Source organism: Mesorhizobium sp. LNHC229A00, from assembly GCF_000502415.1.
GTDB lineage: Bacteria > Pseudomonadota > Alphaproteobacteria > Rhizobiales > Rhizobiaceae > Mesorhizobium.
In genome coordinates this window covers 72,877-87,921 of sequence record NZ_AYWQ01000001.1, presented here as the reverse complement: position 1 = coordinate 87,921, position 15,045 = coordinate 72,877, and the positions used below count along the sequence as shown (strand labels likewise).

Genomic DNA, 15,045 nt, shown 5'->3' with positions numbered 1-15,045 from the left:
GGCGATTGTGGGATTGCAGGCTGGCGCCGCGGGATCAGCCGCGGCGCCAGACTATAGCCAGCGACTACTGGTTTTCCTTGGTCTGCCCCATGATTTCCTGGGCGCTGAAATTGATGCCGCAGGTCGGGAAGGAATTGCCGACGAAGAAATTGTCGGACTGGTCGGGGAAGAAATCCTGGCCTGCCTTGAAGTTCGGATCCTCGACAATGGCCAGCGGCAGCTTCACCGATTGCGGCACGACATTGCCTTCGAGGGCCGCGATTGCCGTCTTGATTGCCACGGCCACCTGGGCGGGGCCGGTGCCGGCGGAAGAGCACTTCAAGCCGTCGCCGGCATGCGCGGCGCAGAATTTGCGAAAGCCGTTCTCCGTCTCGCCGCCGAACGGAACGAATGGATGCTTGGCATCCATCATCGCCTGCACGATGCCGGTGTCGCCGCCTTGCCCGGTGATGCCGTCGAAGGGTCCGTTGGTGGCAATCGCGTCCGCCGTAGCTTTCTGGGCGACGCCATCGTCCCATTTGCCGACCACCTCGGTGACTTCCCATTTCTTGCCCGAGCCGTCGAGAACCTCGTGGATGCCGGCATGGCGGTCCGTATCGACGGAGGTGCCGGCGACGCCGCGCACTTCGAGCACCTTTCCGCCGTTCGGAACATGTGAGACCAACCACTTGCCCCACAATGCGCCAAGGCCCTTCTGGTCCACATTGACGTTGATGGCATCCTTGGTGTCGAGGATGTTGTCGAAGGCGACCAGCACGACCCCCGCTTCCCTGGCGCGCTTGATGACCGGCCCGAAGGCGGTCGGATTCTGCGCGTTGACGACAATGGCGTCAAAGCCGGAATCAATGAAATTGTTGATCGCGGAGATCTGCGCCGGGACGTCCTCGCCGGTCGACACAACCTTGAATTCCTTCAGTTTCTTGGCGACATCCGGCTGTGCCGCATACGCCTTGGCGGTCTGCACCATCTGGATGCGCCAAGTGTTGGCGATATAGCCGTTGGCGAGCGCAACGCGATATGGGCCGGCCTTTTTGGGGAACTTGAAGAATTGCGTATCGGCTGCCCATGGGGCGAAGCAGTCCGGCTCGGCTGCTGGTCCCTTGACGACTTCTGGGCCTGCGGCCATCGCCGCTGAGCTCAACATGACGAATGCAGTGGCGGCAACGATGCCACCGACGAGTGACTTGATCATCGATATTCCTCCCAGTTGCAGTTCTGACTTCTTTGTTTAGCTGCGGTACAATGACGTGTTGACCCAAGCACCTCCCGCTGTAGTCCCACGCACGTCAGGTGGCCAGCGCCAACCTGCTCCTCCTTTTCGCTTCCTTAAGCGGGAGCGAAAGTATCATATTATCAATAATAAACAAGGAAATTCTGTCGCTTATGTATAATAAACAACACGCTGACGCCATGCGGTTTCGAATGGTAGCGCTACCAAGAATCCCTGTAAAGGCTGATTCAGCAGGTTCTAAAATGTTTCAGCGCGCCGTGCTCTCGCGGCGCTTCAGCTCGAAGCCAAGGTCGACGACCCGTTGCCGCGGCCTGTCACCTGATATCGCCGCAAGCGCCATGGCCACCGCGCGCCTGCCGATTTCGTAGCGATGGGTGCGGATGCTGGTGATCGAAGGAAACGCCACTTGCATCATGTCGAGATCGTTGAAGCCGACAATGCCAATGGTCTTGGGCACGTCGATGGAAGCGCGATGGCATTCGAACAGCACGCCGAGCGCGATGTCGTCATTGTTGCAGAACACGCCGTCGAGCGTTGGCATCTTGGCAAGAGCATCGCGGAACAGTTCGCGACCAAGCGGCACGCTGGACAGCACCGGCGTTGTGGTGATCAGGCGCGGGTCCGTGAGGCCGGCGTTCTCCATCGCCACCCGGTAACCAGCCAGGCGCCGCTGCGAGCGGGGGTCCATGCGTGCACCGATGAAGCCGATCCGGCGATACCCCGCCTCGATCAGGTGCTCGGTCGCCGTCCGACCGCCATCGAGATGCGAGAAACCGACCATCATGTCCACCGGATCAGGCCCGGTCTCCATCACCTGCACCACCGGGCAACCGGCATTCTCCAGGAGTTTTCGCGAAGCGGTCGTCTGGTCGATGCCGGCAACGATGAGCGCGGCCGGGCGTTGCGAACCGAACAACTGCAGCAGCCGCTCTTCCTCCAGTCCGGAATAGTGCGTATTGCCGAGCTGGATGCGGAACGGGCTGTCCGACAGGCTGTCATAAATGCCGCGCACCACCTCGGCGAAGACGTTATTGGTCAGCGAAGGCACCAGCACACCGAACACTTCGGCGCGCGCCGAGGCCAGTGCGCGCGCATTGGGGTCCGGCACATAGCCGAGTTCGTCGACGGCGGCCTGGATCTGGCGGCGCAGCTCCTCGGAAACGCGCGCCGGGTCGCGCAGCGCGCGTGAAACGGTGATGGCGCCGACGCCGGCCTTGCGTGCCACATCCGATAGGGTTGGGCGGCCACCGCCCCGGCGCGAACGCGGCTTGATCACGATCTTGGCCCATGCGCATGGCCATCGAAGCGCGCCCGCAATGCGATCTTTCCAGCTGTCGCCATCTCACCGGCCTGTTGCCGCACCCTCCGCCTTGGCGTCGCGCAGTGACTGCCCGTTGTCAAGCCGGGCCACCGAATGGCCGTGCTTGGCTTTCCTCAGGCGGCTACGGCAGCCCTGTCCCTTGCCTTCCACATGAACAGTCCGATCGCGAGTATGTTCAAGAGGTTCCAGGCAATCCCGTTCAGGAACGCGGCGGCATAGGAGCCGGTCAGGTCGTAGATCCAGCCCGACATCCAGCCGCCGATCGCCATGCCGAAAATCGTCGCCATCATGACGATGCCGATGCGCTGACCGGCTTCCTTGGCGGGCAGGTATTCGCGCACGATGATCGCATAGCAAGGGACGATGCCGCCTTGCGACAGGCCGAAGACCAGCGACACGGCATAGAGCGAGGCGAGCCCGTCGAACGGGATGTAGAACAGCAGTGACAGGCATTGCAGCACGGAGCCGATAAGCAAGGTTTTGACACCGCCGATGCGGTCGGCGACAAAGCCCGAAGCGAGCCGGCTGACGACGCCCGCGGCCATCATGATCGACAGCATGTCGGCGCCATGCGCCATGCCGTAGCCAAGATCCATGCAATAGGCGACGATATGCACTTGCGGCATCGACATCGCCACGCAGCAGCCCAGTCCCGCGACGACCAGCAGCATCTGCATCGCGGCTGGAGACATTGGCATCGGCTGCACAGACCGGCTTCCGGCCGAGCCGGCGGCTGCCGCTTCCGGAGCGCCACGGCGCAGCAAAAGCACCAGCGGCACCATGGTGACCAGGCAGAAGACGCCGATGGCGGCATAGGTGAAGCGCCAGCCTTCCACTTTGATCAGCGTCGGCATGATGGTCGGCCAGATCGCTCCGGCGAGGTAATTGCCGGCCGCGGCCGCGGTGACGGCGACGCCGCGCCGGCGATTGAACCAATGCGATATATCGGCGATCAGCGGCCCGAAGATCACCGATGTACCGAGACCGATCAGCACGCCCTGGGCAAGGGTGAATTGCAGGATCGAGGTCGACAGAGCCGCGAGCAGAAGGCCGGCGGAGAGCGCGATCGAGGAAAACAGCGCCGGAATCCAGTAACCCATGCGGTCGATGGCGCGGCCGACCAGCACATTGCCGGCGGCGAAGCCTACCATGGTCGCGGTGTAAGGCATGGATGCCGCGGCGCGGTCGACGCCGAACTCGGCCTGTACCGCCGGCAGCACCACGACAACGGCCCACATGCCGACCGCGCCGATCGTCGCCAGCAGCATCGAGATAGCAAGGCGCATCCAGGCGTAGGAACTGTCGATACCGGGGCTCGGCCGGCTCAAGTCGGCTCGTGACAAAGGCGTTTCCTGTCGGCGGCCTCAACCGCTGCTGTTTTGGCCACTATCGACGCATTCTCGGCGCACAGCAGCGCCACGGAGGGCAAATCCGTGGTTCCAGGGAGGTACGAGTGCGGGAACCGACGCCAGCATCTGGAGTTTCCGATCAGCAACCCCGCAAAGGAGTCCTGCCATGACCGCCACCAAGCAGAAATGGTCGGCCGAGGTGACCGAGCACAGCGATGCAATGGATCTCGAGGACCACGTGTTCGAATCCGACGATGCCAAGAAGATCGCCGCCTCGCTCAAGCGTTCGGCCGAACACAGCCACCGCCGCAAGGCCGAGCCCTTCCAGTCCGCGATGTCGATGCTGAATTTTTACATCAACAGGGCCGGAAAAAACCTGCCCGCGGCACGCAAGAAGATCCTCGAGGACGCCAAGGACGAATTGCGCGCGGCATTCGGGCGGCCAAAAGAGGATTAGGCCCTAGCCGCCAATGGCTCCTGTTCCTCACCATCGAAAACGAGGTGAGGAACCCGTTTCTTACCGCTACCCAGACGGTCGGCGCCCTATTGTCTGATCTCGGGTTCGACAAGCTTGGCCAGGTTGCGCAGCGACTCTTGCCAGCCGAGATAGCAGGCTTCGGCGGGAATGGCGTCTGGAATGCCGGCTTGTGTGATGTTCACTTCGGTGCCTACGGACACTTTCTTCAACGTCACGGTCACCTGGATCTCGCCGGGCAGGTTGGGATCGTCGAACCTGTCGGTGTAGCGCAGGAGTTCGCCCGCGACGAGCTCGACATACTCACCGCCAAACGAATGGCTGTCGCCAGTGGTGAAGTTGCGGAACGACATCTTGAAGGTACCGCCGACCTTGCCTTCGAAGTGATGAACCGTGCAGGTGAAGCCGTTCGGCGGAAGCCATTTGGCAAGAGCGTCGGCCTCGAGGAACGCGCGGTAGACCTTCTCCGGGCTGGTGGTCAGAACGCGATGCAAACGTACGGTACTGGGCATGTCGATACTCCTTCGTGGTCTCTGTTCGATGCCCCAAGGACGGACACAACACAGCCGGTCCGACATAGGCTTTAGAATTTTTTGCGGTGCTCCCCGAATTGCTTCGAGCTCGAAGGCGCAAACACCCCCGCCGAACGGCCGTGTCGCGGAAATCTATCGCGAACGGATGACGTTGTCGGTATTGGCCAGCAGCTTGCGCACGGCATTGCGCGCTGCTTCGGGCCGCTGGAGGCGGATATTCTTTTCGATTGCCTCGTGCATCTTCTGGGCGAGCTGCAAATCGTCGAGTTCACGGGTCGTGTACGCAAACAGGTGGTCGAAGGCGGATTCGATCAGCACGCCGAGCGGCACCAGCAGATCATTGCCCGAGGCACGCAGGATGGCGAGGTGGAAGCGGGTGTCGGCGCGGGTCCGCTCCTGCAAGCTTTTCGCCTCGCCCATCTCACGGCAGGCCTGGCTGATCTCGGCCATCTGCTCGTCGGTCCGCCGCATGGCGGCGAAGGCGGTCGCTTCCGGCTCGATGATGTGGCGGAATTCCTGCACCGTCTTCAGGAACACCTCGCGGTCGGGCGACGTCGCGTACCAGGCGAGCACGTCGCGGTCGAGCAGGTTCCAGCGCTCCTTCGGCTCGACCCAGCTGCCGATCTTGGGGCGCGATGCGAGCAGGCTCTTGGCCATCAGCATCTTGATCGCCTCGCGCACCGCCGAGCGGCTGACGCTGAAGGTCTCCGACCATTTGGCCTCATTGGGCAGGATGGTGCCGGGCGGATAGTCGCCGCGCACGATCCTGAGGCCAATCTCGCCGGCCAGTGATGTGTGCACGCTGGAGCCCGGAATACGTGCCGCGTCGGCTCGCCGAACACCGGCCGGACGATCGGCGGCTACAGCCTTTTTCGGCGATTTTTCCTTGTTCGGCTTCGCGTCCCGCATGGGTTCCAGAAAGGCCGGTTTAGGGGAGCTGTCAAGCGCGGTGCGGGCGTCGGGCCGCGAAGCCGGCCCTCTATGCACAACCCAGCCGTGATTCGAGCTCGCTCAGGCGGTCTTGACGTATTTGCGCCAGCTGTGCTCCGGGCGGAAGCCGAGCATGTCGCGCGCCTTGCGGTTCGACAGCAGCGTCTCATACTCACCGAGTTCGCCGTTGACCGGCACGTCGGGATAGAACCGCTTCAGGAGCTCGGCGGTCGGCAGATCGGACGAGGTGTCGTCATTGGCGGCATTGAACACCTGGTAGCCCAGCCCATCCTTCTCGACGGCGCGCAGCGTGATCTGGCCAAGGTCGCGCGCGTCGATGTAACTCCAGGCGATGCGCTTGCGAAAACCAGGATCGGCGAACCATTTCGGAAACAGCGAATACTCATGCGGCTCGATGACGTTGCCGATGCGCAAGGCATAGATATCCGTGCCGTTGCGCTGCGCGAAAGCGCGCGCGGTCTTCTCGTTGACGATCTTTGATAGCGCATAGCTATCCATCGGGTCGACGTCATACTCCTCGTCGAGCGGGAAATGCGTGGGGTCGCGCGGCTCGTTGGCGAATACCAGGCCGTAGGTCGTCTCGCTGGAAGCGATGATCACCTTGCGAATACCGAGCTTCACCGCCGCCTCGATGACGTTGTAGGTGCCCATTGCATTGATGCGGAACACCTCGTTGTCGGGCGTGATCATGATGCGCGGGATGGCAGCGAAATGCACCACGGCGTCCACTGGCTGCGGGCGTAGCGAGGGGTCGAATTCGTGCGGCCCCATATAGCTCGACAGCGCGTTGAACACCTGGCCGCTGTCGGTGATGTCGGTGATCAGCGTGCGCACCTTGGGATTGTCGAGCGGCTTGGTGTCGATGTTGAGCACCTGGCAACCCTGCTCCACCAGATATTGCACGACGTGGCGCCCAGCCTTGCCGCTGCCGCCGGTGAACATGATCCGCTTCGTCATTTCTAGTCTCCACGAAAGTCCTGGGATTTACGTGTATTGTCAGACAATATTGCTTTCTGCAACCGTATATGGCTAAAACAGCGGCGACATTATCGATAATCACGGAACAGGACAGACAGCATGAGCACGAGCGCTACCGGTGAGAAGATCGGCTTTGTCGGCCTTGGCCTGATGGGGCACGGCATCGCCAAGAACATTGTCGACAAGGGATATTCCCTGACCTTCCTCGGCCGCAAGAACCGCAAACCGGCGGAGGATCTTCTCGGCCGAGGGGCTCGCGAGGCATCGACTTCCCGCGATGTGGCGGCGGCATCCGATATCGTTTTCATCTGCGTCACCGGCTCGCGCGAGGTGGAGGCTATCATTCGCGGTCCCAATGGCCTCAAGGAGGGTTTGAAGAAGGGGGCGGTCGTCGTCGACTGCTCGACATCGGATCCGGTCTCGACCGTGGCACTTGCCGCGGAACTCAAGGCGCTCGGCGTCGACTATGTCGACTCGCCGCTCAGCCGCACGCCGAAGGAAGCCTGGGAAGGCACGCTCGACGCCATGGTTGGCGCGCCCGACGCCGTCTTTGCCAGGGTCAAGCCGGTGATCGACACCTGGGCCGGCCGCATCGTGCATATCGGCGATACCGGAGACGGCCACCGCATGAAGCTGCTCAACAATTTCATCTCGCTTGGCTACGCCGCACTCTATTCCGAGGCCTTGGCACTGGCGGAGAAGGTCGGCATCTCGCCGCCGCGTTTCGACAGCGTCATTCGCAACGGCCGCATGGATTGCGGCTTCTACCAGACCTTCATGCGCTGGACGCTGGAAGGCGACCGCGACGCCCACAAATTCACCATAGCCAATGCCTTCAAGGATTTGACCTATCTGGAATCGATGGCGGGCGCGGCGGGCATCGCCAATCCGCTCGGCAACGCCACCAAGAATTCCTTCGCCGGCGCTCACGCAACCGGCCCGGCCGAGCAGTTCGTGCCGATGCTGGCCACGCACATCGCCAAGGTCAATGGCATCGACTTGATGCCGACGAAGGATGGAAAGAAGCAGACGATCTGAGACCCGGACGGACGGCTGGCCTCAGCGCCGGCCCCTTCCGATCCCCTCATCCGTGTCGGCAAGCAGCTTGTGCACGGCGTTGCGCGCCGCGGCTGGCCGCTGCAGGCGGATGCTTTTCTCGATCGCCTCGTGCAGTTTCTGTGCCCGCCGCTGATCGCCGACCTGGCGCGTGGTGAAGACGAAGAGATGGTCGAGCGCCGATTCGATCAACACGCCGAGCGGCACCAGAAGGTCGTTGCCCGACGCCCGCAGGATGGCGAGGTGGAAGCGCGTGTCGGCACGGATGCGCTCGGGCAGGTTGGCCGCCTCGCCCATCTCGCGGCAGGCCAGGCTGATCTCGGTCATCTGCTCGTCGCTGCGCCGCATGGCGGCAAAGGCGGATGCTTCCGGTTCGATGATGTGGCGGAACTCCTGCACGGTGCGAAGGAACGCTTCGCGATCCGGCGCGGTCGCGTACCAGGCCAGCACGTCGCGGTCGAGCAGGTTCCAGCGCTCCTTCGGCTCGACCCAACTGCCGATCTTTGGCCGCGAAGCCAAAAGGCTCTTGGCCATCAGCATCTTGATCGCCTCGCGCACCGCCGAACGGCTGACATTGAAGGTTTCGGCCCATTTGGCCTCATTGGGCAGGATGCTGCCAGGCGGATAGTCGCCGCGCACGATCCTGAGGCCAATCTCGCTGGCGAGCGAGGCATGGACGCTGGACCCGGGAAAGTGCGCCGCATCCGCCCTGCGCATGGCTGCTGGGTCATGGCTGGCTTGCGCCTTGGCCCGGCCGGCTTTTTTCTTTGCCTTCTCGTCCGGCATTCACGTTCCAATAGGTCGGCCGCCAGTCACCCGGATTGATCCGAACCCGCGTGGCGCACCGATCCCGTTGCCGAAAATCCAAACCACTGACGCGTCAAAGCCGGAGCCCGATTGCCCCAACCAAGGCGTCCTGTTGAAGAGTGGAGGAAACGGGACGCTCGTTGGCGAGCGCCCCGAAATCGCGGCCTACTTCTGGATGCAGGTGTCGACGGTGTCCTTGGTGCATTCGTCGAGACCGGTGAAGACCGGATCGTCAACCTTCTTGCCTTCGACCAGGTCGATCATCACCGATGGTGCCTTGTAGCCCATTTCGAAGGGCCGCTGGCCGACCAGCGCGGTGACAAGGCCGTCCCTGGCGATCGCCACCTCGTCGCCGATCGTGTCGGCGGCGCCGATGACGAAGTCGTTCTTGGCCAGCCGGTCCTTGAGCGGGCCGATCAGGTCGCGGTAGGGCTGCGGCGCGCCGAACAGCGGCCACCCGCCCATGATGCCGAACGCGTCGAGCTTGGGGTTGGCGGCGAGGATGTCGGTCATCGCCTGAACGCCCTTGGCTCCGTCGTCATTGGTGAACACCGGGCAGCCGGCGACTTCCGTCCAGCCGCCTTCGCCGGCAAGTGCCGTGAGGCCTTCCTTGCCGGTCAGCGCGTCGCGCATGCCTTGCGCGCGGCGCAGGATGTTGTCGGCCGCCGGATTGCCCTCGATGGTGCAGATCGTGCCACCATTCGGCTTGGCCTTCTTGATGTACTCGCCGATCTTCTTGCCCATCAGGTAGTTGTCGGTGCCAAGATAGGTCTTGCGCAGTGCCGCGTCTCCCTTGGCGAGGTCGGCGTCGACGGTCATGATCGGGATCGACGGATTGGCGCTCTTGATCGTCTGTGCGATCAGCGGCGCGTTGGACGGCGAGATCGCCATAGCAACCGTGTCGGCCTTGCTAAGCATATCCTGCACGATCTGCGCCTCGCCGGCCTCGTCGGAAGTCGATGCCGGGCCGGTGTAGAAGCATTCATATTCCGAGCTGGCGTTTTCCTTGTTCCATTTCTCGCAGCCCTGGTGGATGGCTTCGAAGAATGGATTGTCGAGACCTTTCACCACGATGACGAGCTGCTTCTTGGCCAAAGCCGGCCCGGCGCCCAACGCCATGGCGGCGACGGCGGCGAGCAATACTGTTTTCCTCATGTCAGTCCTCCCTTTGCAACCAGACGGACACGGCGTGCCCGCCACACAAACCAGCCAGGATGCGAGATGACTGAGACGCGTGCGCCCATTCAATCCGGCCAGGCCGATAAGCATTTTCAGATGCGACCCTCCCAGCGACGACGCTGCACGATCGCCAAAACCTTCTTGCCGTTGGCGCCGCCGATGGCGTCGTCAAAGCCGGCATGTCTTCCTCCGACGCTCAACTAATAACGGCTTGCCGCCAACGTCAATGCTATTTGTCCTACAAAACGGATTTTTCAAAATCTGCACGGCACTATTCGTCTGACAATTGCCTGTTCGACAATTGACGCCCGCGATACCATTCGCGTAAATGACCGCATCGCTGCCCCCGGGAGGAGCTGGGGAAAGCCAATGGAAGCTGTCGCCTGTCCGCGTGAGGATGGGTCAGGCATGGGAGGCAAAGACTGGTGGCGGTTCTCGAACTCACCAACATCTCGAAGCATTTCGGCGCCATCCAGGCGGTCAACGACGTGTCGCTGTCGATCGAGCCCGGAGAGGTCGTCGGCCTGATGGGCGACAACGGCGCCGGCAAGTCGACGCTGGTCAAGATGATCGCCGGCAATTTCCGCCCGAGCCATGGCACCATGCGCATGGACGACAAGGAACTCATCCTGCACAAGCCGGTCGAGGCGCGACAGCACGGCATCGAGATCGTCCACCAGGACCTGGCGCTCTGCAACAATCTGACGGCGGCGGCCAATGTCTATNATTTCCGCCCGAGCCATGGCACCATGCGCATGGACGACAAGGAACTCATCCTGCACAAGCCGGTCGAGGCGCGCCAGCACGGCATCGAGATCGTCCACCAGGACCTGGCGCTCTGCAACAATCTGACGGCGGCGGCCAATGTCTATCTCGGCCGTGAACTGCGTCGTGGCGTCGGCCCGTTCCGTATCCTCGACTATGCGGCGATGTACAAGCGCGCCGGCCATATCTTCGCCGAGCTGAAATCCGAGACGCGCCCGCGCGATCTCGTCAAGCAGATGTCGGGCGGACAGCGCCAGGCCGTGGCGATCGCCCGCACCATGCTGTCGCAGGCCAAGATCGTGCTGATGGACGAGCCGACGGCGGCGATCTCGGTGCGGCAGGTCGCCGAAGTGCTCAACCTCATCCGCAACTTGCGTAAACAGGGCATCGCCGTGGTGCTGATCAGCCACCGCATGCCCGACGTCTTCGACGTCGCGGACCGCGTCATCGTGATGCGGCGCGGCAGGAAGGTCGCCGACAAGGCGATCGCGTCGAGCTCGCCCGAGGAAGTCACCGGGTTGATCACCGGCGCCATCGAGCAGGCGGCGTGAGAGCGATAAAACCGGTTTTCATTGCGCTGGCGCGTTTCGCTGCCGGCAGGAAAGGTCGATAATGGCAGTCACCCTTGACCAGACGATCGCGCAGAAGCAGCACACTCTCCTGTCGCGCCTGTTCTCCAGCCAGACTTTCTGGGTGGTGGTCGCCGTCGTCCTGGCCTGTATCTTCTTGTCCTTCGCCACCGATGCCTTCGCCACCTCGAAGAACCTCTACAACATCACGCGCAACATCACCTTCGTCGCCATCGTGGCGCTCGGCATGACCTTCGTCATCATCACCGGTGGCATCGACCTGTCGGTCGGCTCGGTGCTGTGCCTGTGCTCGATGGTGCTGGCCGTCACCATGCATGCAGGCTATTCGATCGAGATCGGCGTTCTGGCCTCGATCGCCACCGCGCTCGTCATCGGCGCGTTCAACGGCATTTTTATCGCCTATCTGGGCTTTCCGCCCTTCGTGGTGACGCTCGGCATGCTGTCGATCGCCCGCAGCCTCGCCATGGTCGCCTCCAACAACACCGTCGTCTTCCAGTTCGGCCCGGACCACGACAAGCTTCTGGCGCTCGGCGGCGGCGCCTGGGTGTTCGGCATCGCCAATCCGGTACTCTACACGATCCTTTTGGCCCTGATCACCGGCTTCGTCCTGCGCTGGACGAAGTTCGGCCGCCACATCTTTGCCATTGGCGGCAACGAGCACGCCGCGACGCTGACCGGCGTGCCGGTTCGCCAGATCAAGGTCGCCGTCTACATGATCTCGGCGCTGTCGGCCGGCATTGCCGGCATCATCGAAACCGGCTGGCTCGGCGCTGTCACCACCAATCTCGGCAACGGCATGGAACTGCAAGTGATCGCCGCCACCGTCATCGGTGGCGCCAATTTGGCCGGCGGCGTCGGCACCGCCTTTGGCGCCATCGTCGGTGCTGCCCTCATCGAGGTGATCCGCAACAGCCTTGGCTTGCTCGGCATCAATGCCTTCTGGCAAGGGACTTTCATCGGCGGCGCCATCCTGCTCGCGGTTTTGTTCGACCGCATCCGCAATTTCAGGCGCAGCGATTGAGGGCTCTTCGCCGTCGAAGCGCTAGTCGTTCTGATCCTATCGCTCAGTCTGAAAATCGGCTGAAGCCGACGGCCTTTGATGCCGGCCAACAGCCGATGCCTTGACGGATGCCGAAAACCGGCCGCACAATCCCCCTGCAGGCGAAGGGAGGCCAGTCGCTTGCGGGAGGATATGCCATGACGGAAGCGATCAGGCTCTACTGGGGCCGGTTCGGACATGTTTCTGTCCTGAATGTCGCGAGCGACTTCGTCACCCATGCCCATGTCGAGGCTCATCTGATCATCTGGCTCGAAGGCACCGCCGGCGAGATGACCATCGGCCGCGAGACGGTCAGCCTCGGCCCCTGCACCGCCGCCGGCATCAATTCCTTCCAGCCCCACAGCCATGTCCTGTCGCAAAACGGGACGCCCGGTCTGTTTCTCGCCTTCTACATCGATCCCGACTGGGCCCGCCGCCGGCGCGACCTGCCATCCAACGCGCCGCTGTTTTCGCGGGCGGCGATCGCGCTCGAGCCTTGGCTGCACCAGGCGGCCGCCAGCCTGCTCGACCATCTCACCGACAATGAGAGCGTCGACGATGTCGCCAATTACGAGATCGAGCGCTTCGTCGACTCGGTGCTCGATGCCGCCGATGCCTCGGCGCCGCAGGACGCGCGCGGCCGCATAAACACGGTGCAGGATTTCCGCGTCCGCAAGGCGATTCAGCTGATGAAGGCCAATATCTGCGAACGCATCTCCTTCGACGACGTTGCCCGCGCCGTTGGCCTTTCGCGGCCGCATTAGATCGGAAGAGCACACGNAGACGTGTGCTCTTCCGATCTATCTGTTTTTTCAGACTGGTTGATAGACGCTCAAGACGCATTGATAAGCGCTGCCCGCTGTAGCGCCCTACCCTTGCCGCAACGAAATTCGCAAGGGAACATCTTATGCCCAAAGTCACCATCTCCAGCGTCATCGACGCACCGGTCGAACAGGTTTGGGCGCGCATACGCGATTTCAACGGGTTGCCGGATTGGCATCCACGCATGGTCGAAAGCCATATCGAGGACGGCAAGGATGCCAGCACGATCGGCTGCGTGCGCAACTTCCAGCTGGCCAGCGGCGCGCGGCTGCGCGAAAAACTGGTCCACTTTTCCGATGACGATTTCCTCGTCAGCTATTCTATCCTGGAAACGCCGCAGCCGCTCACCAACCACAAGGCGACGCTGCAATTGCGGCGCATCACCGACGGTGACCGCACCTATGCCGAATGGACCGCCAGCTTCGACGCAGCACCCGAAGAAGCCGACAAGCTGGCCGAGGGCATGGGCGCCAATGTCTTCCAGGGCGGCTTCAACGCCTTGAAGAGCCATTTTGCCGGCCAGGGTTGAGGAGCGGGCCATGGCGCTGGCATTGCAGAGTTTTGCAACGGTGAAGGACGCCAGCGCGGCGCTGGAAGCCTCCGGCACGCGCTATCTCGGCGGCGGCACGCTCGTCGTACGCGCCGCCAATGAAGGCGATGTTTCGGTCTCCGGCCTTGTCAAGTCGACAGACCCGGCCCTGTCGGCAATCGCGGTCTCCGGTGGCACGGTGCGCATCGGCGCTTCCGTGACCATGGCGGCGATCGGCCGCCATCCCGAATTCGACCAGCTTGCCAAGGCCGCGCGTGCCGTTGGCGGTCCGGCGATCCGCAACATGGCGACCATCGGCGGCAATCTGTTCGCGCCGGCGCCCTATGGCGATTTCACCGTGGCCCTCCTGGCGCTCGACGCAACGGTCGCTACGAATGACGGCGAAAGACCCATCGAGACCTTCCTGGCCGCACGGGACGACAGCCGCGCCATCGTCACGTCGGTCGGTTTCACGCTTCCGAAGCCCGACAGCTTCCGCTTCCTCAAAGTGTCGCGGGTCAAGCCCAAGGGGGTCTCGGTGCTGAGCATCGCCGTCGTTCTGGAACAGGCTGAAGACGGAACCGTGTCCTCGGCACGGGTCGCGCTGGGCTGCATGGCCGATCGGCCGATGCGTGCCAAGGCAGCGGAAAAAGCGCTGCTCGGCAGGACGCTCGACCCGGACGGCATCGCACCGGCGCTGGCCGCCGCGGCTGAAGGCATCTCGCCCATCACCGACCCGATCGCCAGCGCCTGGTATCGCGCCGAGGTTCTGCCCGTGCATCTCGGCCGGCTGCTGCTCGGGTAATCACAATCGGGGGCGCGCGCTTGCCCCGCGGGGCAGGTGCGCAAGGAGGAAGAATGGCAAAGGTCCCGGTTCAATTCACGCTCAATGGCTCCGAAAAAGCCGAATTCATAGAAAGCGGCACGACGCTGCTCAATGCCTTGCGCGACAAGATCGGCGACACCTCGCCGAAGGGCGGCTGCCACCAAGGCACCTGCGGCGCCTGCTCCGTCATCATCGACGGCGAGTTGAAGCTCTCNCGAAGGGCGGCTGCCACCAAGGCACCTGCGGCGCCTGCTCCGTCATCATCGACGGCGAGTTGAAGCTCTCTTGCCTGACGCTGGCCGAGACCTGCAACGGTGCAATGATCACGACCACGTCGGGCCTCGCCGAAGGCGGCGTGCTGCACCCGCTGCAGCGCGCCTTCCTCGACACATTCGCCACCCAATGCGGTTTTTGCACGCCGGGCATGATCATGGCCGCCAAGGTTCTGCTCGACCACACGCCCAATCCCAGCCGCGAGGATGTCGTCGAGGCGCTGTCCGGGAACGTCTGCCGCTGCACCGGCTACGAGCCAATCATCCAGGCGGTGCTCACCGCCGCCCGCGCCAATTCGCAGAACGCGGCCTGAGGGACCAA

At 62.9% G+C, this 15,045-nt stretch carries 15 protein-coding genes and 1 pseudogene; 8 read left to right on the top strand and 8 right to left on the bottom strand.

Annotation, left to right across the window (positions count from 1 at the left end; all coding sequences use genetic code 11):
• Positions 1-64: 64 nt before the first annotated feature.
• The 3 genes from X742_RS169030 to X742_RS169040 all read right to left on the bottom strand — a co-directional run bounded on the left by X742_RS169030 (position 65) and on the right by X742_RS169040 (position 3,895).
• Positions 65-1,192, bottom strand: coding sequence for a sugar ABC transporter substrate-binding protein (locus tag X742_RS169030; RefSeq protein ID WP_023769574.1), 1,128 nt, complete (start codon positions 1,190-1,192; stop codon positions 65-67).
• Positions 1,193-1,478: 286 nt separating this feature from the next.
• Positions 1,479-2,507: a LacI family DNA-binding transcriptional regulator gene (locus tag X742_RS169035; RefSeq protein ID WP_023769573.1), complete on the bottom strand. Its 1,029-nt coding sequence runs from the start codon at positions 2,505-2,507 to the stop codon at positions 1,479-1,481.
• Positions 2,508-2,665: 158 nt separating this feature from the next.
• The gene (locus X742_RS169040; protein WP_023769572.1) at positions 2,666-3,895 is read right to left on the bottom strand and encodes an MFS transporter; all 1,230 of its coding nucleotides are present in this window, start codon (positions 3,893-3,895) and stop codon (positions 2,666-2,668) included.
• Positions 3,896-4,067: 172 nt separating this feature from the next.
• Here X742_RS169040 and X742_RS169045 point away from each other — a divergent pair, with 172 nt between their 5' ends.
• Positions 4,068-4,358 (top strand): DUF3175 domain-containing protein, encoded by a 291-nt coding sequence (locus tag X742_RS169045; protein WP_015317112.1) that lies wholly within the window; start codon positions 4,068-4,070, stop codon positions 4,356-4,358.
• A gap of 86 nt (positions 4,359-4,444) precedes the next feature.
• Here the strand turns inward: X742_RS169045 and X742_RS169050 are convergent, their stop codons facing one another.
• The 3 genes from X742_RS169050 to X742_RS169060 form a co-directional block, all read right to left on the bottom strand.
• Positions 4,445-4,888, bottom strand: coding sequence for an SRPBCC family protein (locus X742_RS169050; RefSeq protein ID WP_023769571.1), 444 nt, complete (start codon positions 4,886-4,888; stop codon positions 4,445-4,447).
• A gap of 153 nt (positions 4,889-5,041) precedes the next feature.
• The gene (locus X742_RS169055; protein WP_023769570.1) at positions 5,042-5,818 is read right to left on the bottom strand and encodes a FadR/GntR family transcriptional regulator; all 777 of its coding nucleotides are present in this window, start codon (positions 5,816-5,818) and stop codon (positions 5,042-5,044) included.
• A 102-nt stretch (positions 5,819-5,920) separates the two neighbouring features.
• A complete protein-coding gene (locus X742_RS169060; RefSeq protein ID WP_023769569.1) occupies positions 5,921-6,817 on the bottom strand; it encodes an NAD(P)-dependent oxidoreductase in 897 nt (298 codons plus the stop codon).
• A 120-nt stretch (positions 6,818-6,937) separates the two neighbouring features.
• On the opposite strand from X742_RS169060, the gene X742_RS169065 reads away from it, so the two are divergent.
• On the top strand, positions 6,938-7,876 hold the full coding sequence (locus X742_RS169065; RefSeq protein WP_023769568.1) for an NAD(P)-dependent oxidoreductase: 939 nt from the start codon (positions 6,938-6,940) through the stop codon (positions 7,874-7,876).
• Positions 7,877-7,897: 21 nt separating this feature from the next.
• On the opposite strand, the gene X742_RS169070 is transcribed toward X742_RS169065, so the two are convergent.
• Together X742_RS169070 and X742_RS169075 are read right to left on the bottom strand one after the other, a co-directional pair.
• Positions 7,898-8,680: a FadR/GntR family transcriptional regulator gene (locus X742_RS169070; protein WP_023769567.1), complete on the bottom strand. Its 783-nt coding sequence runs from the start codon at positions 8,678-8,680 to the stop codon at positions 7,898-7,900.
• A gap of 186 nt (positions 8,681-8,866) precedes the next feature.
• Complete coding sequence (locus X742_RS169075; protein ID WP_023769566.1) at positions 8,867-9,856, bottom strand: sugar-binding protein; 990 nt, start codon at positions 9,854-9,856, stop codon at positions 8,867-8,869.
• A 449-nt stretch (positions 9,857-10,305) separates the two neighbouring features.
• Here X742_RS169075 and X742_RS1000000171410 point away from each other — a divergent pair, with 449 nt between their 5' ends.
• From X742_RS1000000171410 to X742_RS01000000169450, 6 genes and pseudogenes are all read left to right on the top strand, one after another.
• On the top strand, positions 10,306-11,196 hold the full coding sequence (locus tag X742_RS1000000171410; RefSeq protein ID WP_023769564.1) for an ATP-binding cassette domain-containing protein: 891 nt from the start codon (positions 10,306-10,308) through the stop codon (positions 11,194-11,196).
• A 61-nt stretch (positions 11,197-11,257) separates the two neighbouring features.
• On the top strand, positions 11,258-12,256 hold the full coding sequence (locus X742_RS169080; protein ID WP_023769563.1) for an ABC transporter permease: 999 nt from the start codon (positions 11,258-11,260) through the stop codon (positions 12,254-12,256).
• A gap of 176 nt (positions 12,257-12,432) precedes the next feature.
• Entirely contained in the window at positions 12,433-13,038 is a 606-nt protein-coding gene (locus X742_RS169085) for an AraC family transcriptional regulator (RefSeq protein WP_023769562.1), read from the top strand.
• A gap of 143 nt (positions 13,039-13,181) precedes the next feature.
• The gene (locus X742_RS169090; RefSeq protein ID WP_023769561.1) at positions 13,182-13,625 is read left to right on the top strand and encodes an SRPBCC family protein; all 444 of its coding nucleotides are present in this window, start codon (positions 13,182-13,184) and stop codon (positions 13,623-13,625) included.
• A gap of 10 nt (positions 13,626-13,635) precedes the next feature.
• The gene (locus X742_RS169095; RefSeq protein ID WP_023769560.1) at positions 13,636-14,430 is read left to right on the top strand and encodes an FAD binding domain-containing protein; all 795 of its coding nucleotides are present in this window, start codon (positions 13,636-13,638) and stop codon (positions 14,428-14,430) included.
• Between the two features lie 53 nt (positions 14,431-14,483).
• Positions 14,484-15,037: pseudogene (locus X742_RS01000000169450) on the top strand ((2Fe-2S)-binding protein).
• The last annotated feature ends 8 nt before the right edge of the window (positions 15,038-15,045 follow it).